The following is a 21,542-nucleotide window of genomic DNA, read 5'->3' on the forward strand; positions in this document are numbered from 1 at the left end:
GAGGCGATGGGAACTATGGAACGTTATTCGAAAGTGGGCATGCAGGAGCTTGACCAGCGGTTGTCGAAGATCGTCGAGGCGGCGCGCAAGCAGCCGGTCTCGGTGTATCGCTACGGCGCACCGTGGGTCTGGATCGTTTCCCAGGATGACTGGCAGGGCGCACTCAAGGAAGTGTCCAGCTACATCCCGCAAGGCCATTCACTGGTGTTGCTGCGTCCGCAAATCGACGACCTGCTGGACGACCACCGCGACGTGCTGCAAGGCCTCACCGCAAGCGCCGAGATGCTGATCGCACCGCAGACCGTCATGCACATCCTTTTACTGCAACTGCTCTATTCGGTGCCCAGCGAGCAGCAACTCTACGAACAACTCAATTACAACCTGCTGTTCCGTTGGTTCGTCGGCCTGGACCTGAACCAGAAGGTCTGGCGCTTCGACGTTTTGAGCAAAGACCTCGCCACGCTGCTGGGCGATGCGCGGGCGGTGAGGCTCATCCAGAAAATAATCGGTGAAGTGTTCTGCGGTGCCTTGCTGCAAATGCCGGAGTTCTCCTTGAATTTCGCGCTGCTGCACACCTGGCTGGCGCGGCACGCCACGACATCGACTGCAAGCAATTGAGCGGTACTTTGAATTCAGGGGGTGGTGTGGAGCATTTCTTCAAATCGCGGCCAGCGCTGTGGGGCTGGTTGGTGTTGACGGTCGGGGGGCCGTCGGCGTTCGCCGCGCAAGCGCAGCAGGAAGTCGAATCGGCCCCGGCTCGCCTGGTGGACGTGAACGAGTATTTCGTGCGTGGCAACACCGTGCTCGATGCCCGGGCCATCGAGGAGGCGGTGTACCCGTTCCTCGGCCCGCAAAAGGCCTTGAGCGATATCGAAGGTGCCCGGGAGGCGCTGCAGAAGGCCTATCAGGCGCGCGGTTATCAATCGGTGTTCGTCGAGTTGCCGGAGCAGAAAGTCGAAGACGGCATCGTCTACCTGCAGGTCAGCGAGACCAAAGTCGGCCGAGTCCGCGTGGTGGGTGCCAAGCATTATTCGCCCGTGGAGATCCGCGAGGACGTGCCCGCGCTCAAGGAAGGCGAGGTGCCCGATTTCGCCCAGGTCCAGACCGAGTTGGCGCAGTTGAACAAGACCCCGGGGCGCCAGGTCATGCCGTTGGTACGCGAGGGCCAGCGGCCCGGCACCATGGATGTGGACTTGCAGGTCGAGGATCAGAACCCGTGGCAAGCCAGCCTGGGGCTCAATAACGATTACAGCGCCGACACCGAGAAGCTGCGCACAGTCGCCAGCCTGGGCTACAACAACCTTTGGCAATTGGGTCACAGCCTCTCGCTGACCTTCTTCACCGCGCCCCAGGACACCGAAAACGCCAAGGTCTGGTCGGGCTCCTATACCGCACCGCTGGACGAGCACTGGAGTGTCCAGTTCTCCGGTTACCAGTCCGACAGCAACGTGGCGACCATCGGCGGCAGCAACGTCTTGGGCAGGGGCCATTCGTACGGTGTCTCGGCGATCTACACCTTGGCGTCCAGCGCCGCCTGGGCCAATACGTTTTCCATTGGCGTGGATTTCAAAGACTTTGAGGAAGAGCTGAATCTGGGTGGCGCCAGCGACAAAGTACCGCTCAAGTACGCGCCGTTCACCTTCGCCTACAACGGCTTTCGCTACACCGAAAACAGCCAGTTGGGCCTTGGCCTGAGCCTGGTGGCGGGCACCCGCAGCCTGTTGGGCTATGGCAGTTCCGACGAAGACTTCGACTACAAGCGCTACCGCGCCAGCCCCAGTTTTGCGGTGCTCAAGGGTGACGGCAATTACACCTTCACCTTCGCCAACGACTGGCAGACCGCGTCCAAAGCCGCGTTCCAGCTGGCGTCCGGGCCGCTGGTTTCCAACGAACAATTCTCTGCCGGTGGCGCGACATCGGTTCGCGGTTATCTGGCCGCCGAGCGTACCGGGGATGACGGCTACCTGCTGTCCCAGGAGTTGCGTACACCTTCCATTGCCAAGTTCCTCGGCAGTTATGTCCAGGAGTGGCGGTTCTACGCCTTCGCCGAAGGCGCGCAGTTGTACTTGCGCGACGAACTGCCCGATCAGGACGCGGATTACAGCCTGGCCAGTGTCGGCCTCGGCACTCGCGCGAGCCTGAGCAAATGGCTGTCCGGCAGCCTCGATTGGGGCTACCCGCTGCTCGAAGGGCCGAACACCTCGAAACAGGAATCGCGCCTGCATTTCAACCTGCAAGCGACGTTTTGAACCTAGGAGTCATGTCCATGCAACGCTTATTGTTATCCCTGTTTATCTGCCTGGGGCTGGTGCTTCCAGCCACGGCCAATGCTTGGTGGCAGGACGACTGGCACTACCGCAAACAGATTTCCGTGGACACCACGCCCCAAGGCGCGGCGATCAGCCAGGCCCTGGGCCGCACCGCATTGCTGGTACGCCTGCACACCGGCAACTTCACCTTCGACGGTGTCAAGGATGATGGCTCGGACCTGCGTTTTGTCAGTGCCGATGACAAGACCGTGCTCAATCACCAGATCGAAAGCTTCGACCCGTTGATGGGGATGGCCTTGATCTGGGTCGATGTACCGAACGTGGAGGGTGGCCAGCGTCAGGATCTGTGGATGTACTACGGCAACCAGAAGGCGCCGGCCACCGGCAGCGGCCAATTGACCTTCGACCCGGATTACACCGCTCTTTACCACTTCGATGGCACCACCGGTGTACCGCCCCGGGATGCCACGGCGTATGGCAACAATGCCCAGGGCGCCGCTGGCACCAGCATCGATGGCGTGATCGGTCGTGCCTTGCAATTCAACGGCCAGCCGCTGCTGTTGCCGGCCAGCCCTTCATTGCAGCACAGCACCGGCGCGGCGTTCACATTCAGCGCCTGGCTGCGCCAGGATCAGGCCAGCGGTGAGCAAGTGATCCTGGCCCGCCGTGAGGCCGCCGCCAGCCTGTTGGTGGGGGTGAACCAGGGTGTGCCATTCCTGGACATTGACGGTCAGCGTGCCGTCTCGACTCAACCGTTGAACCCCGGCCAATGGCAACACCTGGCGTTGACCGCCTCGGGCGACCGGGTCGTGCTGTACGTCAACGGTCGTGAAACCGCGAGCCTGGCGGTGGCGATGCCGGCGTTCAATTCGCCGATGGCCCTGGGGGCCGATCTTTCTACGGGGCTTGCCTCCGACCCTTCAACTGATCTTCCCACCGGGGCTTTCGTGCCGTTCAGCGGGGCCATGGACGAGGTGCGGCTGTCCAAGGTCGCCCGTGCGGCGCCGTTGCTGTTGGCTGATGCCAATGCCCAGGGCGCCGAATCAAAACTGGTGGCCTACGGGGTCGATGAAGAGCAGTCCGGCTTCGGTTTCGGCAGCCTGGGTTTCCTGCTCAACGCTGTGCCGCTGGACGCCTGGGTGATCATCGCGGTGCTGGTGCTGATGATGTTCCAGTCGTGGGTCATCATGATCCGCAAGAACCGCATGGTCAGCCGCCTCAGTGCCGCCAACGAAGCCTTCCGTGAGCAGTTCGCCACGATCGGCACGCGCCTGGAAATGTTCGCCGACGATCAGGACCTCGCCCAGCGCCTGCAACATTCGTCCCTGTGGCGGTTGTACCTGGTGGCGGTCAAGGAGATCCGCACCCGTCGCGAGCAGGGCGCCGATACCTCGTCGGTGTCGGCCGCCACCATCGAAGCGATCCGCTGCTCCATGGACGGTGTGCGCACCCGGGAAAACCAGCAACTGAGCTCGAAACTCTCGACCCTCTCCAACGCCATCGCCGGCGGGCCGTACATCGGCCTGCTCGGCACGGTGCTGGGGATCATGGTGGTGTTCCTCGGCACGGCCATGGCCGGTGACGTGAACATCAACGCCATTGCCCCGGGCATGGCCGCAGCCTTGCTCGCCACTGCCATGGGCTTGTTCGTCGCGATCCCTGCGTTGTTTGGCTACAACCGGCTGATCACCCGCAACAAGGAAGTCAGCGCCGACATGCGGGTGTTCGTCGACGAGTTCATCACGCGCCTGGCGGAGATGCACGGCGAAGGTCAGTCCGGTGAAGCGGCGCATCGCCGTGACCATCACGTTCAATCGCCCGTACCGGCCTGAGGAGCGCAGTCATGGCTAGCGTAAACGCTTCACACGATGACGACGATGACGCCGCAGTGGACAGCATCAACATCACGCCGTTGGTGGACGTGCTCATGGTGGTGTTGGTGATGTTCATCCTCACCGCTACGGCGCAGGTGTCGGGTATTCAGATCAACCTGCCCAAGGCCAGCGCCTCGGTGTCGTTGTCCGAAGCCAAGACCAAGGCCATTTCGGTGAACGACGGCGGGCAGGTGTTCCTTGATGCCTACCCGGTGACTCTGGGCGAGCTGGAGGAGCGTCTGCGTATCGAAAAAGCCCAGAGCCCGGATTTTCCGGTGATCGTGCGCGGCGACGCCACGGTGCAGTACCAGAAAGTCATCGAAGTGCTGGATCTGTTGCGGCGCCTGGAATTGTCACAGGTCGGTCTCGTGACCGGCAAACCGAGCCAGGGCTGACCATGACCGCCAAACTTCCCATCAACCCGCCCCCGGTGAAGAACGCGCCGCTGCGCCTGTTCAAGTGGGCCGCCGCCCTGGTGCTGGGTGGCGTGGTGGCCTGGCTGCTGTGGCAATGGGCCAACGACATGAGTGGCGTGCGCCGTGAAGCGCCAAAGGTGCCAACCATTATTCCGCTGCCACCGCCGCCCCCGCCGCCGCCGGAAAAACCCAAGGAACCGGAGCCCCAGGTCGAGGAGAAAGTGGTCGAGCCAGAACCGACCCCGGAGCCCGAGGAGATCAAGCCCGAAGAAGAAGCGCCGCCGTCACCGGTGGATGACCTGGAGAACCCCATGCAAATGGACGGTGATGCCCAGGCCGGCAACGACGCGTTCAACATCGGTGCGGGCAAGGGCGGTGGCATGGCCGGGGCTGGAGGCGGGCGCCTGGGTAACGGCACCTACAGCCAGTTCCTGGCGTTCACCTTCCAGCGCTTGCTTCGGGAAAACCCCGAACTGCGCAGCCTGGCCTTCTCACTGCAGGCCGACGTCTGGCTGAGCGCCGTGGGCGAGATCACCCGGGTCGAGCTGGTCAAGTCCAGCGGCAACGGGCAAGTGGATGAACAAGTCATCACCGCCTTGCGCAGCGCTCCCCCTCTGAGTGAGCGGCCACCGGCCTCCCTGACTTTGCCCGTGCGCCTGTCCTTGCAGGGACGGCGTCCGGGTTAACCGAATATTTGAAAGTTTGCCAACAGGAGTTGTGTGCAGATGATTTCCAATGTGAATCGATTGTCTTGGGCAATCGGCCTGGTTGTATTGAGCCTGGCCGGGCACGCGGCCGCCGCCCCGGCGCCGTCGGAAAACGCCACGATCAATCTGATCCGCCTGCTGGTACAGCAGGGCGTGTTGAAGCAGGACCAGGCCGATGGCTTGATCGCCCAGGCCGAACGGGAAGCCGTGCAGGCCCGCCAGGCGGCCACGGCGGTCGTCGCAACACCGGCCGGCGCACCGGGGGATGTGCGGGTGCAATACGTGCCAAACATCGTGCGCGAGCAGATCCGCGATCAGGTCAAGGCTGAAGTGATGGCCACCGCCAAGCAGGAAAACTGGGCTCAACCCAACACCTTTCCGGATTGGGTCTCGCGGATCAGTTTTGATGGCGACATTCGTCTGCGCGATGAGTCACGCTACTACTCGGGTACCAACAGCAACGAAATCGTCGACTTCGCCCGGCTCAATGACCGAGGACCGTACGACGTCAACCCCAACAGCAGCTCCAGTCTGCCGCCGTTGCTCAACACTCGCGAAGACCGGGAAAACCTGTTCCGCCTGCGCGCACGCCTGGGCATGAAGGCGGTGATCGCTCCGCAATGGACCGCCGGCATTCGCATCGGCACCGGCTCGGACAACAACCCGGTGTCCACCACCCAGACCCTGGGCGGCGGTTTCGGCAAGAAGGACATCTGGCTCGACCAGGGTTACCTGACCTGGAAACCCTCGGACGACTTGACCCTGACCGGCGGGCGAATCGCCAATCCGTTTTACTCCACCGACCTGTTGTATTCCGGTGACCTGAATTTTGATGGGGTGGCGGCGATTTTCAACCGCAAGCTCAATCAGGACTGGGGCCTGTTCGGCACCGTCGGTGCGTTCCCGGTGGAGTACACCAACGACACCAGCACCAGCAACGGTTCCGACAAAGAGGAGAGCGACAACAAGTGGTTGTACGGGGCGCAGCTGGGGGCCAATTGGGCGATCAACGACAGCAACCGCGTCAAGGGCGCGCTGGCCTATTACCGCTTCGACGATATCGAAGGCCAGCGCTCCTCGCCGTGCGAGCCGTGGGCCGGTGACCCGGGTTGCGACAGCGATGGTTCGCGCGTGGCGTTCATGCAGAAGGGCAACACGGTGTTCCTGCTACGGGACATCACGCCCAATCCTCTCAACCCGTCCACCACGCCACAGCCGCAGTATGTCGGCCTGGCCTCGGAGTTCAACCTGCTGGACCTGAATCTGCAGTGGGACACCGATCTGCCGCAAGACCTGAAACTGCGCAGCCAGGCCAACTACGTGCATAACCTGGGCTACGACGAAGGCGAGATGCGCAAGCGCTCCGAAGGGCAGTTCGCCAACAACCTGGACGAAAACGGTGAGGTGGAAAGCGGCGCCAACGCCTGGATGCTCCAGTTCACCTTGGGCAACTCACTGGAACTCAAGCGCCAGGGCGACTGGAACCTGTTCGCCGGCTACAAGTACATCCAGCCGGATGCCTTGCCGGACGGTTTCAACGATTCGTCGTTTCACCTGGGTGGCACCAATGCCAAAGGTTACTTCCTGGGCGGCAACTACGGTCTGGCAAGCAACGTCTTCGCCACCGGTCGCTGGCTGAGTTCCGAAGCGGTGTACGGCGCGCCGTATGACATCGATGTCTTGCAGCTTGAAATCAACACGCGCTTCTAAGCGCAGGGAGGCCTCATGAAAAGGCGAGCCATGAACCATTGTCCGGTAGCGTTGCTGGTGCTGGGCCTGCTGTTAAGCGGCACGGCCCGCGGCGAAGGAATGGAAGAACGCCTGCGGGCGCAATTGCGCAGCACCACCGCGCAGTTGCAAACCTTGCAGAGTGAACAGGCCCAGGCCAGCGCCGCCCGGCAGGCGGCGCAAGACCAGGCCCGGCAAGCCCAGGAGCAGATCAAGCAATTGACCGCGCAGTTGAGCAAGGCCCAGGCCCTGAACGAGCAATTGGCCGGGCACGAGCAGAGCCTGCGCAGCCAGGCCCAGGCCCAGGTGGCGGCCAGCAACGACCAGATCGGCAAGTTCAAGAAAGCCTATGACGAATTGCTGGTCCTGGCCCGTGGCAAGGAAGCCGAACGTGCTCGTCTGGAAGCTCAACTGAGTGAGCGTGACACACAAGTGCAGCAATGTTCGGTCAAGAATCAGCAGATGTACGAAGTCGCCAAGACGCTGCTCCACGCCTACGAAACCATTGACGTCACCGACGTCATGAAAATCCGCCAGCCCTTCGCCGCCAAGACCCGGGTGCGTTTCGAAGAGCTGGCCCAGGGCTTTGGCGATGACCTCTACAAGAACCGTTTCGATGCGCCCCAGGCCTCGATCACCCATTGATAGCGCAAGGAAGAGTCGACCATGACTTCATTGATTGAACACGTCAGCCCAACGTCCCTGACCGAGCTGTTGCAAGCCGCCGGGTACCGGGTCAACGAAACGGAACAGAACGGCATCGTGCAACTGCTTAGCGCCAGCCAGGGCATCGGTTATGCGGTGCGCTTCGGCAACCTGTCGGCCGCGCCTGATCAGTATCTGGACTTCACCTTCAGTTGCGCCTTGCGGGTACAGGGTGAGTTGCCGGCCGGTCTGGCCGAGCTATGGAACGCTTCGCGGCGTTTTGCAAGGTTGTCGGTGCAGGGCGAGTTTCTGGTGATGGAAATGGATGTCGTGGTCGCCGCAGGTGTCAGCGCAGATCACTTGCGCAGCAACCTGGAATTGTGGGATCGCCTGTTGCAGGAGTTCATCGTTTATCTGCGCGAGTACAGCCAGAACGCGGCACGGATGCAGCCCCAGGTTGAACCCGCCGAGCAGCCGTTGGAGGAGGCCACCGCATCGTGAAAAAACCGACCTTTGTTATCAGCGCCGCCGCGTTGGGCCTGGTCGCCGTGGCTGTTGTGCTTGGCCTGAGGCCGGGCAGCGATCCGGTAGCGGCGGTGCAGACCGTCACAGTTGCCTCGGCCGATTCGCCGAGTCTGGCCCGCTTGGGCAACCAGCAAGTCAGCCCGCAAGAACTCAAAGTGTTGCTGTCAGCGCTGGCGCCGGAAGTTCGTCAGCAGATGCTCGGTAACCGAGCGGTCCTGGAGGGTTGGATCCGTACGCGGCTGGCGGAAAAAGCCGTGCTGGAACAGGCCGATGCCCAGGGCTGGCGTCAGCGCCCGGAGGTGGAACGCCAGACCCGGGCGGCGGCTGAGCAGATTGTGTTTCGTGATTACTTGCAGTCGGTTAGTCAGGTGCCGGCCGAGTATCCCAGTGAGGAGGAATTGCAGCAGGCTTACGAGGCAGGGAAAGCCAACTGGGCAGTGCCGGCGCTGTACCGGGTCAGCCAGATATTCCTGGCCGCGACCGAGCCGCAAACAATGGAGGCGACGCGCCGCAGAGCTGTCGAGTTGAGCCAGAAAGCCCAGGCGTCGCCGGCAGAGTTCGCCGCCCTGGCGACCCGGTTTTCCCAGGATCGCACCAGTGCCGAGCGCGGTGGCGACAGTGGCCTGCAACCGTTGCAGCAACTGGTGCCGCCAGTGCGTGAGGCTGTGGCGCGTTTGAAACTCGGTGCCGTATCGGACCCGGTGCAGAGCGCGGCGGGCTTCCATGTGATCAAACTCACTGAACAACAGCCGCCCCGGGAAGCAACCCTGGAGGAAGTACGCGAGCGCCTGACCCAGGCCTTGCGTGCCCAGCGCCAGGAACAGATTGCCAAGGCTTACCTGGACGGCATGCTTGACACCGCGACCCTGAGCATTGATGGCGCGCAGTTGAGCAAGGTGCTGGAGGAGGCGCGTTAACCAAGCCCGCACCGAGCTTTTGTGGCGAGGGAGCTTGCTCCCGCTGGCTGCGAAGCGGCCCCAAAAAGCTATATCCAGATTCCCGCTGGAGGACCGCGGCAACCTCATTGGGGCTGCTGCGCAGCCCAGCGGGAGCAAGCTCCCTCGCCACGGGAATTATGCTTGGCTGGAATGTGCATCAACGCTTATCCCGTACAACCGACAGGGAGTCACCTATGTCATTCATCGAGCCCGCAGGACGCCAGGCTGTCACCGAGTATCGCTCACCGTCGCGCATCGCTGAGCCCTGGCTGGTCCAGGCATCCGGCATTTCGCCTCAGGTGGCGCAGTGTTTTCTGGTCAGTGCCCGTTGCGGCTGTTTCATGCAGGCGGCTCGCAGCCTGAACGTCAAAGCGACCTGGCTGCGCAAGCAGTTGGCGCAGCTGGAGGCGACGCTGCAACGCTCGTTGTTCAGTTTCCAGGGCAGCGCCTTGACCCTCAGTCGCGAGGGCCGGCAGCTGCAGGCGCGATTGATTGCACAGGTCCACGAAAGCTCAGTGCCGCACAATGATCAACCACGGGTCCGCCTGGCCGTGGCCGAGTCGATTCTGCACGACATCCTGGGCCGTGACCTGATCTCTTTGCTGCGGCGCAACGCCAGTGTGCGGTTGCAGATCATCACCCTGGACAGTGAGCTGGCGCTGCAAGCCATCAGTGCCGACCTGGTGCTGTGGTTGAGTGATTCGCACGCCTTGGGACCGGGGCCGAGTTTTCCCACGCAATCACCCGAACGACTGGCACGGCTGGACTATGTGCCACACATCGCCAAGCGCTACTCACGCCCGGCTACCCGCCCCGAGTGCCTGGACGACCTGAGCGACTACATGCTTGTGCAATGGCAGCCAGACGGTCAGGTGGACAGCTTCGCGCCGTGGAACGCTCTGATGGAGCAACGCCGCGCGGGCGTGGTGCAGGTGCAATCCTACGCGTTGATGCTGGAAATGATTCGTTGCAGCGCCTGCATCGGTCTGTTGCCTCAGTACATGAGTGGCTTGGACCGTGGCCTGATCGCGTTGCCGAGGGTATTCGAGCACCCGATGCAGCGTCAGTTATGGATGGCCGTGGGCAGTCACGCCCTGGACATGCCGCAAGTGCAGATGCTTGTCGAATTGATTCGGCACACGCTGGATGAGCGCAAAGAGTGGTTTCAAGTCATCCAGAACGATGCCCTATAACCACCGGGGTGTTGTAAAGAACGAGGCCATTTCCGAGCGGGCCAGGGCCGAGCCGAAGTAGGGGCCTTGTACGTGGTCGCAGGCCACGCTGCGCAATTGGCTGAATTGCCGGGCGTTTTCGATGCCTTCGGCGGTGACCATGAGACCTACGCTGCGGCTGAGTCGGATCATCGCCAGCACGCCTTCGCGATCATGTTCCAGGCCCAGCTGCGACAGGATGTTGCGATCAAAGCGTATGCCATCGAACGGTTGGTTCAGTACCTCGCGAAGGGAGGCGATGCTGGTGCCGAACTTGTCGATATTGATGCGCACGCCCAGGTCCTTGAGCGCATGAAGGGTACTGGCGACCGCTTTGTGGTCGATCAGCAGAACCCCTTCGGCCACTTCCAGGGTCAGGCGCTGGGGGACCAGGCCACTTGTCTCAAGGGCCGTTCGCACCTGATTGAGCAAGAAGCTGCTGCTGAACCACTTGGGCGAAACCGCGACGGAAACGTTGACAGCGGTGGGCCAGGTCACTGCTTCTTCGCAGACGTTGATCAACATCCAGGTCCCCAGCTCTTCCAGTTGGCCAGACGCTTCGGCGATCGGGATGAAGTCCGCTCCACCCAGTTCACCTTTCTCGGGATGGTGCCAGAAAGTCTGGGCCTCGAAGCCGTGCAGTTGTTCGGCACACACATCGAAGCGAGGCAAGTAACGCAGCTCCAGTTGTTCGCGTTGCATGGCGTCGCGCAGTTGCTGCTCATAGCGCCGACGATCGCGAGCCATGTTGCCCATGGCCTCCTCATAGACCCGCCAGGTGTTGCGGCCCGCCGTCTTGGCTGCATACAAAGCGATGTCCGCGTGACGCAACAATTCAGTGGCGCGCTCGTCACCGGGTTGCGACCAGGCCACACCGATGCTCACGCCCAGGTACAAGGTGTTGCCGTCGAGGTGCATGGGGCGCTGCATGCAATCGATCAGGCGCTCACAGAGTTGTTCCAGGTCCCGGGGACTGCCGGGATCGGGCATGACGATGACAAACTCATCACCGCCCAGACGGGCCACCAGGTCGGAACTGCGCACGTTCTGCTGAAGGATATGGGCCACTTCCCGCAGCACTTTGTCGCCTACGGCATGCCCCAGGGAATCGTTGACCGGCTTGAACCGGTCCATGTCCAGGTTCAGCACCGCCAGCGGTGCCCCGTCGGCCGGGTCCAGGTGTTCGCTGAGGCAATCGAACAACCGGTTTCGATTGGCCAGCCCGGTCAGCGGGTCGTGCAGCGAGAGGTGCTTGATCTGGGCCAGCGCCCGCAGCTCCTCGGTAATGTCGGTGGCGGTGCCCCGAAAGCCCAAGGTGCCGGCTTCGATGGCGCGGACCGAAAGTTTGCACGTGCGGATACGCTGATTGCGCGCGGTGTACTCGCATAACAACGGTGCCGACGAATCGCTGTTGGCCCCGCCGAGCAGCCATTGGGCAATCGAAATCGAGCCACCGTGGGGATGGAGCAACCGATGCAGGGGCTTGCCCAGCCATTGTGTGGGGTTGAAGCCGGTCACTTGTTCAAAACGTTCCGACAGGTAGGTCAGCGTCCCGGTCGAATCCACTTCCCATAACCAGTCGGAGGACACTTCGGCAATATCCCGAAAACGTTCTTCGCTACGTTCCAGTGCCTTGCGGTGGGCCAACAGGCTGGCGTATTGACGTTCCTGGGCGCGAAGCATGACCAGGGCATGGCGCAGCACCGCCAGCGCGAGGATGGCCAACACCAGCAGCGCCAGGACCAGCAAGGGCAGCAGGGCCTTGCGCAGGTCGTTGCCGGGGGTCTCCGGACGCCACGCCAAAGCCTCGCCGGTCTGGCCGTCAAGGGATATCCGGGCCGTGCCCATCTGCTCCGGCGCATGGGTGATGTGGGCATCTGGCAGGGCAAAGTCTCGCGCCAGGTTTTGCAAAGAGGCGGCATCAAGGACTTTCACGAACAGCAGCAAACTGGGCGGCCCCGGGATTTCGGGCACGCTGTCGTCGGTGCCGACGGTGATGGCCGAGGCGGCGACGAACGCAGGTGCGCCGTCGTGATGCAGCAGCTCGACGATGACTTCATCGCGGTTCTGCGGGTCGCTGGCTTTCTTCGCCAGCCCTTGCAGGTCACCGGCCAGCCACGTGTCGGCGTCGACCTCACTCATATCGCCATTGATCACCGAATAGACGGTTTTGCCGGTCGGGGAAATGACAAACACCGCCTGGTAGCCGTAGAGCCCGAAAACGCTGCTGCCGACGTTTTCCTGGTCATAGGCCCAGTCTTTGTCCATTTCGACATGCAGATGCCGGTAGGCGTCGCTCCACTTGGAATAGTCACTCAGGTCCCGCCCGATGCCGGCGCGGATACCGTCGATGGCGCGCTGGGCGAAAAACAGGCTCTGTTCACGGGCGCGCCTATCCTGGGCCCCGGTAATGCTGAGCAACAGTGCGATAGCCAGTGCTGACATGACGAACAGCAAAAGCATGATGGCCGGGAAGGTGCGACGGGTGAAGCTCTGGCTGGGCAGGCCTGGGGGCGAAACAGTGGAGTCGTTGCCAGCATCTTCAGTCATAAACAAGCCATCAGCTAAACGCGAAATATCCCGCACGTCCCTGTATCGGCTGTCGGCTCAATTAACTTAACCGTTCCGACAGTTGACACGGCGCAGAGGCGCTTGGCTATTGGCCTTCAGGCAAAACGGTCGTCGCAGAGGCCTGGCTCATTCCTTGTCCTGGCGATTCCCCGGCAGCTGTTTGGCGATCCGCACAACGATGCCGCGCTCGTTCGGATCGACCGGCCACGCGCGCATGGGCGTGTATCCCAGTGTGTAGCAGGGCGGCCTGGATACATTTGCTTGTTTTCACCTCGGCTGGCGACACAGCCCGGATACACATCGACGGTTAACTACGCCTGCCAGCCGACACCGATCCCCGGTGCCGGTGACTGGCGTATCTGAACTTTCGAGGAACACCCCCATGCTCAACTTCTCCAGCAGTTCGTCTCTTGCACTCGGTCTGGCCCTGGTCGGCGGCCTTGGCCTTTCCACCGCAGCCTCGGCCCTGACCATGAACGATCTGGCCCAGGGCTACACCCTGGCGGCGGCCGATACGGTGAAGAAACCCGCTGAGGGCAAGTGCGGCGAAGATAAATTCGCCAAGACCGATACCAACCACGACGGCAAGGTTTCACGCGAGGAGTTCATTGCGGCGGCGCCGGAGCGCGCGGCTGAATACGACAAGATCGACGCCAACCATGATGGCGGCATCTCGTTGCCTGAGGCCGAGAAATACCTGGCGGGCCAGGCCAAGAGCGCCGAAGGCAAATGCGGCGAGGGCAAGTGCGGGGCGGCTATCGAGTCCTGACTTTCACCGGTGGGAAGTCTGACGGGGCAGGCGCCAGTGATGCCCTGTCGAGCGAACAACTGTGGCCAGGGAGCCGCTCCCTGGCCACAGGGTTTGGTTTTTACAGACTGATTGGCAATCGCCCTTCATGGCTTCCCATCTCTTACCCCAAGGAGATGTGCCATGCCTCAACATTCAGGCCTGAAAGGCCCCGCCGTACAGGTCACCCCCTCAATTACCAAACCCTCAGTAGGCCTGGGTCTGCGCCGCGCCTTGCTCGATGAACTGCGCAAGGCGCCCGCCGGGGATTTCGACTTTCTCGAAGTGGCCCCGGAGAACTGGATCGGCATTGGCGGCGCTCACGGCGCCGCTTTGCATGGGCTGGCCGAACGCTATCCGTTGTCGTGTCATGGCCTGTCGCTGTCTTTGGGCGGACCGGCGCCGCTGGACCTGGCGTTTCTGGCGCAGGTGCGCGACTTCCTGGAGCGCTTCAATGTACCGATGTACAGCGAGCATCTGAGTTACTGCGGCGATGAAGGGCACTTGTATGACTTGCTGCCGTTGCCCTTTACCGAGGAGGCGGTGCATCACGTAGCGGCACGGATTCGGCAGGCCCAGGACGTACTGGGGCGCCGCCTGGCCGTGGAGAACGTTTCCTATTACGCCGCCCCGCAACAAGACATGACGGAGCTGGAATTCACCCTCGCGGTATTGCACGAAGCCGATTGCGACCTGCTGCTGGACGTCAACAATGTCTACGTCAACTCGGTCAATCATGGCTTCGATCCCCAGGCATTCCTGGCTGGCCTTGCGCCTGAACGGGTGGTGGGCATGCACGTGGCCGGGCACTACGACGAGTCCGATACCTTGAAAATCGACAGTCATGGCGCGCCGGTCAAACCGCTGGTCTGGGCTTTGCTGGCTCAGGCCTACGCGCGTTTCGGCGTCCAGCCGACCTTGCTCGAGCGGGACTTCAATTTCCCGCCCTACGCCGTGCTGGCCGCCGAACTGCAGACTATTCGCCGATTGCAGGATCAGGCCGAGCCGGGGCAGGCGGTGGCCCATGGCTGAAATCATGCAGACACTGCAGCAACAGCAACAGGCGTTGACCCGCTACCTGCGCGATCCTGATCACTGCCCGATTCCGCCGGGCATGGACGTGGCTCGGGCGCAGGTGTATCGGGACCTGATTTTCGAAAACATGCGTGCGTTGCTCAGCGGCACATTCCCGGTACTGGTGAGCGTGCTGGGGCAGGAGGCGTGGCGGGCCTGCGTACGCCGTTTCTTGCGTGAGCATCGTTGCGTAGCCCCCCGGTTCGCAGACATTGCCGGGGAGTTCGTGGGCTATCTCGCGGCCCGGCAGTCGCCTGACGAGCCGGCGTTCGTGGCCGAGCTGGCTCACTACGAGTGGGTCGAAATGGCACTGCTGCAAGCGCAAGCCGAGTCGCTGCCGGCCAGTGACGAGGCAGCATTGCTCGATCAGCCTTTGCGTGTTTCACCTTTGGCCTGGCCGCTGGCGTACCTCTGGCCGGTGCATCGCTTGGCGCCGGGCTACCAGCCCACGACGCCACCGCCGCAACCGACGCTGCTGCTGGTGCGGCGAACGCCTGGGTTTGCGGTGCGCTTTTCCGAGCTCAGTCCGTTGGCCTGGCGGCTGTTGCAGCGTATCGAGCAGTTTCCCGGGTTGGCTGGGCGCGACCAGTTGTTTGCGCTGGCGCGGGAGGCGGGGGTGGATTCAAACGAATTCATGGACAACGCGGTGATGTTGTTGCGCCAGATGCACAGGGAAGGGGTGGTCGGCGTGCAAGCGCAATCCGGCGGTTAAGCGCAGAACCTCCTTGTGGGAGCGAGCCTGCTCGCGATAGCGGTATTCCAGCCAACTTCGATGTGACTGGTCCACCGCCATCGCGAGCAGGCTCGCTCCCACAGGGATATGTATCAGGCGATGTTATCGGCGGTATCCCCGAGTGAGCAGCGCATCGACACTGAACTTCCCTGCCCCCTGCAACAGCAGCGGCAACAACGCCACCAGATAGATCAACGGCAGTTTGAAGTTGCCGTGGCCTTTGTTGGTGATGGCGTACCCCTGGGCCAGTTCACTCAAGGTTGACCAATCCGCCGGCCAGTGCACGGCGGCGGTGGCGACGACCGTGACGACCATCAACACCAGCGCCGAAAGGCGAGTGCCCAGGCCCATCAGCAGGGCGAGGGCGCAGAGCAGTTCGGCCCACATCGACAGTTCCCAGTTCCAACTGGCCGGCAAGTGGTTGAAGGGGAAGGGGAACGCGGCCTGGATTTGGGCAAACCAGTTGTCGCCCTGCCATTTCTCCCAACCGGATTCGAAAAACTCCCAGGCCAGGAACAGGCGCAGGCCCAATGGCCCGAGCCACGTTCCGGTCTGATCGAGTGTTGTGCGCAGGCCTTTCAAAACATCTGCAGACATGATCGATCTCCCAGGGGCTCAATTCGAGTGGTCAGTGGCAACCAGAGGGGCGGCTGCGCGGCCCGACGGCGATGAACTCCTTCGGCGCGCGTTGGCTTGGGCGAGCTTGCCCACCAGACGAATCGCGATGGCTGCGCAGGTCAGGCCGAAGGGCAGCACGTACCAGGCACTCATGGGAATGCGCTTGAAGTTGGAGTAGGCAAAGATCGCCACCAGCACCCACATGCCGCTGACGTGCAAGCGTTTCCAGGCTTTGCCGCCAATCAGACGCGCGGTGCTTTTGAAGGAGGTCAGGGCCAGCAGCAGGATGAATACGTATCCGACGGAGCCGGGGATATTGCCAACGGTGGTGCGACCCGGCCAGAACTCGGGGTTGAGCTGCCCATAGCTGTAGATCAGCACGGCGTGCACCAGATGGGAAAACGCGAAGGCCAAACCGATGAAACGTCGCTCGCGGACCAGGGACCGGCTCAGGGGCGATGGCACCAGCACGGCAAACGCCGAGGCGGTAAAGGCCAGCAGAAACAAGGCGAAGGATGAGCGGGCTGTGGCGCGGATGGCGCTGCGCACGCCCTCGGTCAGGTCCGGGTGGAGCGCCAGGGTCAGTGCGGTCATCAACAGCACCAGGGCGGCAAGCAGGCTGAACAGCGACCAGCCCTGGAAACGAAACGTGGAAGCAGGCATGAGAAGGCTCCTTGGGTGTGGGGCCCGGTCGTGAATAGCGACCGGGAACACAAGGGAGTTTTTCAAACGGGTGTAAGTGGGGTGTGTCTGGAATTCGGGCGTTTGCAAGCCTGTGTAACCGTGCCTGTGGCGGACACATTGGCATACAAAGCCCGAGTACATTAAAGCCTGGGGCTGACCTTTGTGGGAGCGAGCCTGCTCGCGATAGCAGTGGTGCAGCTTGCAGAGATGTTGGCTATACCGACGCCATCGCGAGCAGGCTCGCTCCCACAGGTGGATCGGGGTTAAATTTCCCGGCTGAGCCGCAACTCGGCACACAACCCGCCGCCGTCACGATTGCTCAAGGTCAGCGAACCGCCCATGGCGATCGCCAGTTGCTGGGCGATGGCCAGCCCTAACCCGGTACCACCGGTTTCCCGGTTGCGCGAGCTTTCCACCCGGTAGAACGGTTTGAGCACCTCGGCCAGCTCCTGCTCATTGATGCCGGGGCCACGGTCCAGCACTTGAATCGCCAGTTGTCCGCTGTCAGTGCGCTGCACCTGGATCTGCGCCGCGCCGCCGAACTTCAAGGCGTTGTCCACCAGGTTGACCAGCACCCGGCGCAGGGCATGGGGCCGGGTGTCGATGACCGCGGCGTTTTTCCCGGATAGTTGCACGTCCTGGCCGATGTCCTGATAGTCGAACACCAGGCTGTCGAGAAACGCATCCAGGTTGATGCGACAGCTGGCTTCGGTGGCGCCATGGATGCTGCGGGCATAGGCCACACCTTCGCGCACCAAGTGCTCCATTTCGCTCAGGTCGCTACACAGCTTGTCCTTTTCGATGCCGTCGTCCATGAACTCGGCGCGCAGCTTCATGCGCGTGATGGGGGTTTGCAAGTCATGGGAAATCGCCGCCAGCAACTGCATGCGCTCCTTGAGGTAGGCGGCGATACGGTCCTGCATGGCATTGAACGCCTTGGCGGCATGCACCACTTCGGTCGGGCCTTTTTCGTCGAGGCGGACGCTGTGGGCATTCGGGTCCAGGGTTTCCACCGCCTGGGCCAGTCGGGTCAGCGGGCCGACGGCGATGCGCACGGCCAGCCAGGTGCAGCCGATCAACAGCGCCAGTTGCCCCAGCAACACCACCGGGAGCCAGGGGGAGAGGGGCATCATCGCCGGGCGCACGTCGATGGTCAGCGGGCTGCCGTCGGCCAGGCGCAGGTGCGCCTGGTAATGCTGCTTCGGTCCGGGAATGTCGGTGAACGTCAGGGCGTAGGCTTGGCCGATGGCCTCCTGGATTGAAGTCACCGACACCGGGGCGTTGTCAGGAAGCATTCGCTGGCCTGGCTGACCTTCATCGAGCAGGTAGCCATAGTTGCGTCGGGCGAGTTTCGGCAGCCAGGCCTGGCGCTCGGCAGCCGGCAGGCGGTCGAGAATGGCGACCGAGGTCGAGACGTCGGTTTCCAGGTTGCCGAGCATGGTGGTCTTGGCACTCTGGTAGCGTTCGTAATACTGGGCGCCGAACGACAGGCCCTGGGCCAGGATCAGGCCGATCAGGAAGATCAGCGACAGGCGCGAGGCGAGGGTGCGCGGCCAGCGCAGCGGCAGGGTCATACCGACGCCTCAAGGATCTCCACCGGCAACGAGAACACATAGCCTTCGCTGCGCACGGTCTTGATGTAGGCCGGCTCCCGGGCATCATCCAGCAACCGTTGACGCAGCCGGCTGACCAGCAGATCGATGGAGCGATCGAACAGATCGGCGTCCCGGCCCTGGGTCAGGTTCAGCAACTGATCGCGATTGAGCACCCGCTGCGGGTGGTCGAGGAACACCCGCAACAGGCGATATTCGGCGCCGCTCAAGGCGACCATGGTGCCGTCAGTGTCCAGCAGGTGCCGTGCAGTGGTGTCCAGGCGCCAGCGGCCGAACGCCAGCAGGCGACCGCTTTCGGTGACCACCAGGTTGGGCGGCAGCATGCGGGTACGCCGTAGCACGGCGTTGATCCGCGCCAGCAACTCCCGGGCGGCGAAGGGTTTGACCAGGTAATCGTCGGCGCCCATTTCCAGGCCGATGATGCGGTCGGTTTCATCGTTGCGGGCGGTGAGCATCAGCACCGGTGTGGCCTTGTGTTTGCCGGCGCGCAGTTCCCGGCACAGCACCAGGCCATCATCGCCCGGCATCATGATGTCCAGCACGATCAGGTCCACCGGAGTCGTTTCGAGAAAGGCACGCATCTGCCGGCCATCGGCAACCACGGTGGTACGCAGGCCGTTCTTTTTCAGGTAGTTGCCCACCAGCTCTCTGATTTCGCGATCGTCATCCACGATCAACACATGATCGACGTGATCCATGGTGTTCTGCCCCTTGGCGTTTCGTTGTGATCAGTCTACAGGCGCCGGCCAGCCCGGCTCGCGGCGGTTTGTATTGCAGTGTATCTGGCGCGCGGCGGATACACAGGGATTCAAAAAGCCGCGTTGCCCGATACAGACGCGATACCTCACGGGCATTCAATGGCATCCATCGAGGCGGCACAACACGCCCCGGCCGAAAAACACACCCATTGAATGCATCGAGGATACCGCCATGAACACCAAAGCCGTCTACGCCGCCTGCCTTTTCGCCGCGCTGAACATCTGCACCTTGTCGGCCCGGGCCGAGAGTCATGTCCAGGCTCAGACCTACGCCTATGGCACCCACCTGGATATCCAGAAGGTCCTGTCCCTCAGCGAGGATCCGACCCCGGCCTGCGGCGTGGTGAATGCCCGCATGACCTACCTCGACTCAGCGGGCCACAAGCAGGCGCTGGACTATCGCAAGCTGGCTGACAACTGCAGCAACCAGAACTGACTCGCCGTGGCAGCCAACCTGTGGCAGTAAATCTGTGGGAGCAAAGCTTGCTCGCGATGCAGGCGCCTCGATTCCTGGCAATACCGCGTCATCGTTTATCGCGAGCAAGCTTTGCTCCCACAGAGGCGCCGCCCGATTTGGTGTGTTCAGTCTATCTACCTACCGTTGAGGTGTTGCCATGCTTTTGATCGCTTTTCTGGGCGGGATCCTGACGATCCTCAGTCCCTGCATCCTTCCGGTGGTGCCGTTTCTGTTTGCCCGGGCCAATCGCTCGCGGGGCTCGGTACTGCTGACGCTGGCCGGCATGGTGCTGACGTTTGACCTGGTTTCGAGTCTGGCGGTGGTCAGCAGCGAGTGGGTGGTGCGAGCCAGCAGCGTTGGCCGGCAAATCGCTCTGTGGGTGATGGTGCTGTTCGCCTTGTCGCTGATGTTCAGCCGGGTCGGTATATGGCTGGCGCGGCCGCTGGTGAGCCTGGGCAACCGTATCGATAACGGTGCCGGACGGATGGCCGGGCCTGTGGGCTCGGTGCTGATCGGGGTCGCCACCGGGCTGCTCTGGGCGCCGTGTGCCGGGCCGATACTCGGGGTGATTCTGACCGGGGCCATGCTGCAAGGCGCGAGTGCTGAAACCAGTCTGCTGCTGCTCGCTTACGGGCTGGGCAGTGCCTTGTCGCTGGGTGTGCTGATCCTGGCCGGGCGCGGATTGGCCGACCGCCTCAAGCTGTCATTGCCGATCACCACCTGGCTGCGCCGGGGTACCGGTGTCGTGGTATTGCTGGCAGCCGTGGCGATTGGCACGGGTGCCGATGATCGCCTGTTGGCCAGTACCTCCTCCCAAGGGGCTGCGACCCTGGAGCAGGGGGTACTGAAGAATGTGCCCAAGGCCATCGATTACCTGGTCGAAAAGGCGAGCGCGGCCCCCCTGGAATCGCTTCAGCCTCAGGGCGAGATGCCATCCCTGGAGGGCGCCGTGCAATGGTTGAACTCGCCACCCTTGAGCAGCGAGTCACTGCGGGGCAAGGTGGTGCTGGTGGATTTCTGGACTTATGACTGCATCAACTGCCAGCGCACGCTGCCCTATGTGAACGATTGGGCGCGCAAGTACGAGAAGGAGGGGCTGGTGGTGATCGGCGTGCACACACCTGAGTACGGCTACGAGAAAATCATCGACAACGTGCGCGAGCAGGTTCGCAAGCTGGGGATCAACTACCCGGTGGCCATCGATAACCAATATGCAATCTGGCGCGCTTTCAACAATCAGTACTGGCCAGCCCACTACTTCATCGATGCCAAGGGTCAGGTGCGCTACAGCCACTTTGGCGAAGGGCGGTATGCCGAGCAGGAACGGGTGATTGAGCAATTGTTGGAGGAAGCCAAGGCCAGCCAGTAACCCGTGGCGAGGGAGCTTGCTTGAGGCGAAGGGATCTGTGGGAGCAAGGCTTGCCCGCGATAGCCGCACCGCGGTCGAACAATTGAACCGCGTTATCGTTCATCGCGGGCAAGCCTTGCTCCCACAGATGAATCCCTCCCTACTAGGAATTGCGTAGCCGTGCTGGCCCCTTGCTCTTTCCAAGGTTGTCAAACTTCTTTTATTTCAGAAAGTTGGGCGACAAACCTATGCGGATTTCTATGTGGGTCGTGGTGACGTGTCTCTTGGTCGCCGTTTCGCTTGAGGCTCAGGCAAAGGCCCTGACGAAAAACCAGCAGTCGGTGTGCCGTTGGGGTTCGGACATTGCCGCCGGCGCCCAGGCGTCGAAGCTTTCCGGGATCACCTTGTACGGCGCGCGTAAAAGGTTGCAGGTGCGCAAGTTTCCCCGGCCGTGGATGCGCATGACCGCCCTGGGCATCACCGAACAGACCTATAACAGCGCTTCACGTCTCAAGCCCGCGGCCATCAAGCAGACCTACTACGAACAGTGCGTGCGGCATGCGCTGGCGCGAAGATAAGCGTTGG

At 62.3% G+C, this 21,542-nt stretch carries 21 protein-coding genes; 16 read left to right on the forward strand and 5 right to left on the reverse strand.

Annotation, left to right across the window (positions count from 1 at the left end):
* Window positions 1-15 precede the first annotated feature (15 nt).
* From CRX69_RS05370 to CRX69_RS05415, 10 genes are all read left to right on the forward strand, one after another.
* On the forward strand, window positions 16-618 hold the full coding sequence (locus CRX69_RS05370) for a transposase (protein WP_047228943.1): 603 nt from the start codon (window positions 16-18) through the stop codon (window positions 616-618).
* Between the two features lie 74 nt (window positions 619-692).
* Complete coding sequence (locus CRX69_RS05375; protein ID WP_372241374.1) at window positions 693-2,249, forward strand: ShlB/FhaC/HecB family hemolysin secretion/activation protein; 1,557 nt, start codon at window positions 693-695, stop codon at window positions 2,247-2,249.
* A gap of 17 nt (window positions 2,250-2,266) precedes the next feature.
* On the forward strand, window positions 2,267-4,102 hold the full coding sequence (locus CRX69_RS05380) for a DUF2341 domain-containing protein (protein WP_076385222.1): 1,836 nt from the start codon (window positions 2,267-2,269) through the stop codon (window positions 4,100-4,102).
* An 11-nt stretch (window positions 4,103-4,113) separates the two neighbouring features.
* A complete protein-coding gene (locus tag CRX69_RS05385; protein ID WP_047228946.1) occupies window positions 4,114-4,539 on the forward strand; it encodes an ExbD/TolR family protein in 426 nt (141 codons plus the stop codon).
* 2 nt (window positions 4,540-4,541) lie between these two features.
* Window positions 4,542-5,246 (forward strand): energy transducer TonB family protein, encoded by a 705-nt coding sequence (locus CRX69_RS05390; protein ID WP_107321677.1) that lies wholly within the window; start codon window positions 4,542-4,544, stop codon window positions 5,244-5,246.
* A gap of 39 nt (window positions 5,247-5,285) precedes the next feature.
* A complete protein-coding gene (locus CRX69_RS05395; RefSeq protein ID WP_047228948.1) occupies window positions 5,286-6,977 on the forward strand; it encodes a putative porin in 1,692 nt (563 codons plus the stop codon).
* Between the two features lie 15 nt (window positions 6,978-6,992).
* On the forward strand, window positions 6,993-7,640 hold the full coding sequence (locus CRX69_RS05400) for a DNA repair protein (RefSeq protein ID WP_107321678.1): 648 nt from the start codon (window positions 6,993-6,995) through the stop codon (window positions 7,638-7,640).
* Window positions 7,641-7,661: 21 nt separating this feature from the next.
* A complete protein-coding gene (locus CRX69_RS05405) occupies window positions 7,662-8,141 on the forward strand; it encodes a YbjN domain-containing protein (protein ID WP_107321679.1) in 480 nt (159 codons plus the stop codon).
* Window positions 8,138-9,082: a peptidylprolyl isomerase gene (locus CRX69_RS05410; protein WP_107321680.1), complete on the forward strand. Its 945-nt coding sequence runs from the start codon at window positions 8,138-8,140 to the stop codon at window positions 9,080-9,082. Before CRX69_RS05405 ends, CRX69_RS05410 begins: the two co-directional genes overlap by 4 nt.
* A 215-nt stretch (window positions 9,083-9,297) precedes the next feature.
* Window positions 9,298-10,296, forward strand: a complete 999-nt coding sequence (locus CRX69_RS05415) for a LysR family transcriptional regulator (protein WP_047228952.1) — start codon at window positions 9,298-9,300, stop codon at window positions 10,294-10,296.
* Here the strand turns inward: CRX69_RS05415 and CRX69_RS05420 are convergent.
* Window positions 10,291-12,864 (reverse strand): bifunctional diguanylate cyclase/phosphodiesterase, encoded by a 2,574-nt coding sequence (locus CRX69_RS05420; protein ID WP_107321681.1) that lies wholly within the window; start codon window positions 12,862-12,864, stop codon window positions 10,291-10,293. The genes CRX69_RS05415 and CRX69_RS05420 overlap by 6 nt on opposite strands.
* 403 nt (window positions 12,865-13,267) lie before the next feature.
* Between CRX69_RS05420 and CRX69_RS05425 the strand changes: the two genes are divergently transcribed.
* From CRX69_RS05425 to CRX69_RS05435, 3 genes are all read left to right on the forward strand, one after another.
* Window positions 13,268-13,654 carry an EF-hand domain-containing protein gene (locus tag CRX69_RS05425; protein WP_047228954.1) on the forward strand — a complete coding sequence of 129 codons (387 nt, stop codon included), beginning with the start codon at window positions 13,268-13,270 and terminating at the stop codon, window positions 13,652-13,654.
* Window positions 13,655-13,816: 162 nt separating this feature from the next.
* On the forward strand, window positions 13,817-14,704 hold the full coding sequence (locus tag CRX69_RS05430) for an HvfB family MNIO-type RiPP peptide maturase (protein WP_107321682.1): 888 nt from the start codon (window positions 13,817-13,819) through the stop codon (window positions 14,702-14,704).
* A complete protein-coding gene (locus CRX69_RS05435; protein ID WP_107321683.1) occupies window positions 14,697-15,458 on the forward strand; it encodes an HvfC family RiPP maturation protein in 762 nt (253 codons plus the stop codon). The genes CRX69_RS05430 and CRX69_RS05435 overlap by 8 nt, the downstream gene beginning before the upstream one ends.
* A gap of 123 nt (window positions 15,459-15,581) precedes the next feature.
* Here CRX69_RS05435 and CRX69_RS05440 read toward each other — a convergent pair whose 3' ends face one another.
* From CRX69_RS05440 to CRX69_RS05455, 4 genes are all read right to left on the reverse strand, one after another.
* Window positions 15,582-16,076, reverse strand: coding sequence for an HvfX family Cu-binding RiPP maturation protein (locus CRX69_RS05440; RefSeq protein ID WP_107321684.1), 495 nt, complete (start codon window positions 16,074-16,076; stop codon window positions 15,582-15,584).
* Between the two features lie 18 nt (window positions 16,077-16,094).
* The gene (locus CRX69_RS05445) at window positions 16,095-16,760 is read right to left on the reverse strand and encodes a ferric reductase-like transmembrane domain-containing protein (protein WP_076385210.1); all 666 of its coding nucleotides are present in this window, start codon (window positions 16,758-16,760) and stop codon (window positions 16,095-16,097) included.
* A gap of 284 nt (window positions 16,761-17,044) precedes the next feature.
* Entirely contained in the window at window positions 17,045-18,355 is a 1,311-nt protein-coding gene (locus CRX69_RS05450; RefSeq protein WP_076385208.1) for an ATP-binding protein, read from the reverse strand.
* Window positions 18,352-19,092, reverse strand: a complete 741-nt coding sequence (locus CRX69_RS05455; protein WP_003202589.1) for a response regulator — start codon at window positions 19,090-19,092, stop codon at window positions 18,352-18,354. The genes CRX69_RS05450 and CRX69_RS05455 overlap by 4 nt, the downstream gene beginning before the upstream one ends.
* Before the next feature lie 232 nt (window positions 19,093-19,324).
* Here CRX69_RS05455 and CRX69_RS05460 point away from each other — a divergent pair, with 232 nt between their 5' ends.
* From CRX69_RS05460 to CRX69_RS05475, 3 genes are all read left to right on the forward strand, one after another.
* Window positions 19,325-19,588 (forward strand): DUF2790 domain-containing protein, encoded by a 264-nt coding sequence (locus tag CRX69_RS05460; RefSeq protein WP_047228959.1) that lies wholly within the window; start codon window positions 19,325-19,327, stop codon window positions 19,586-19,588.
* A 178-nt stretch (window positions 19,589-19,766) separates the two neighbouring features.
* Complete coding sequence (locus tag CRX69_RS05465; protein WP_107321685.1) at window positions 19,767-20,978, forward strand: cytochrome c biogenesis protein DipZ; 1,212 nt, start codon at window positions 19,767-19,769, stop codon at window positions 20,976-20,978.
* Between the two features lie 227 nt (window positions 20,979-21,205).
* The gene (locus tag CRX69_RS05475; RefSeq protein ID WP_047229012.1) at window positions 21,206-21,535 is read left to right on the forward strand and encodes a hypothetical protein; all 330 of its coding nucleotides are present in this window, start codon (window positions 21,206-21,208) and stop codon (window positions 21,533-21,535) included.
* Window positions 21,536-21,542: the final 7 nt, after the last annotated feature.

Source organism: Pseudomonas rhizophila (genome assembly GCF_003033885.1).
GTDB lineage: Bacteria > Pseudomonadota > Gammaproteobacteria > Pseudomonadales > Pseudomonadaceae > Aquipseudomonas > Aquipseudomonas rhizophila.

What these genes read in the sequence shown, in the direction of transcription:
- CRX69_RS05370 (WP_047228943.1), top strand. Translation starts at nt 16, where the DNA reads ATGGAACGTTATTCGAAAGTGGGCATGCAGGAGCTTGACCAGCGGTTG.
- CRX69_RS05380 (WP_076385222.1), top strand. Translation starts at nt 2,267, where the DNA reads ATGCAACGCTTATTGTTATCCCTGTTTATCTGCCTGGGGCTGGTGCTT.
- CRX69_RS05385 (WP_047228946.1), top strand. Translation starts at nt 4,114, where the DNA reads ATGGCTAGCGTAAACGCTTCACACGATGACGACGATGACGCCGCAGTG.
- CRX69_RS05390 (WP_107321677.1), top strand. Translation starts at nt 4,542, where the DNA reads ATGACCGCCAAACTTCCCATCAACCCGCCCCCGGTGAAGAACGCGCCG.
- CRX69_RS05395 (WP_047228948.1), top strand. Translation starts at nt 5,286, where the DNA reads ATGATTTCCAATGTGAATCGATTGTCTTGGGCAATCGGCCTGGTTGTA.
- CRX69_RS05400 (WP_107321678.1), top strand. Translation starts at nt 6,993, where the DNA reads ATGAAAAGGCGAGCCATGAACCATTGTCCGGTAGCGTTGCTGGTGCTG.
- CRX69_RS05405 (WP_107321679.1), top strand. Translation starts at nt 7,662, where the DNA reads ATGACTTCATTGATTGAACACGTCAGCCCAACGTCCCTGACCGAGCTG.
- CRX69_RS05415 (WP_047228952.1), top strand. Translation starts at nt 9,298, where the DNA reads ATGTCATTCATCGAGCCCGCAGGACGCCAGGCTGTCACCGAGTATCGC.
- CRX69_RS05420 (WP_107321681.1), bottom strand. Translation starts at nt 12,864, where the DNA reads ATGACTGAAGATGCTGGCAACGACTCCACTGTTTCGCCCCCAGGCCTG.
- CRX69_RS05425 (WP_047228954.1), top strand. Translation starts at nt 13,268, where the DNA reads ATGCTCAACTTCTCCAGCAGTTCGTCTCTTGCACTCGGTCTGGCCCTG.
- CRX69_RS05430 (WP_107321682.1), top strand. Translation starts at nt 13,817, where the DNA reads ATGCCTCAACATTCAGGCCTGAAAGGCCCCGCCGTACAGGTCACCCCC.
- CRX69_RS05435 (WP_107321683.1), top strand. Translation starts at nt 14,697, where the DNA reads ATGGCTGAAATCATGCAGACACTGCAGCAACAGCAACAGGCGTTGACC.
- CRX69_RS05440 (WP_107321684.1), bottom strand. Translation starts at nt 16,076, where the DNA reads ATGTCTGCAGATGTTTTGAAAGGCCTGCGCACAACACTCGATCAGACC.
- CRX69_RS05445 (WP_076385210.1), bottom strand. Translation starts at nt 16,760, where the DNA reads ATGCCTGCTTCCACGTTTCGTTTCCAGGGCTGGTCGCTGTTCAGCCTG.
- CRX69_RS05450 (WP_076385208.1), bottom strand. Translation starts at nt 18,355, where the DNA reads ATGACCCTGCCGCTGCGCTGGCCGCGCACCCTCGCCTCGCGCCTGTCG.
- CRX69_RS05455 (WP_003202589.1), bottom strand. Translation starts at nt 19,092, where the DNA reads ATGGATCACGTCGATCATGTGTTGATCGTGGATGACGATCGCGAAATC.
- CRX69_RS05460 (WP_047228959.1), top strand. Translation starts at nt 19,325, where the DNA reads ATGAACACCAAAGCCGTCTACGCCGCCTGCCTTTTCGCCGCGCTGAAC.
- CRX69_RS05465 (WP_107321685.1), top strand. Translation starts at nt 19,767, where the DNA reads ATGCTTTTGATCGCTTTTCTGGGCGGGATCCTGACGATCCTCAGTCCC.
- CRX69_RS05475 (WP_047229012.1), top strand. Translation starts at nt 21,206, where the DNA reads ATGCGGATTTCTATGTGGGTCGTGGTGACGTGTCTCTTGGTCGCCGTT.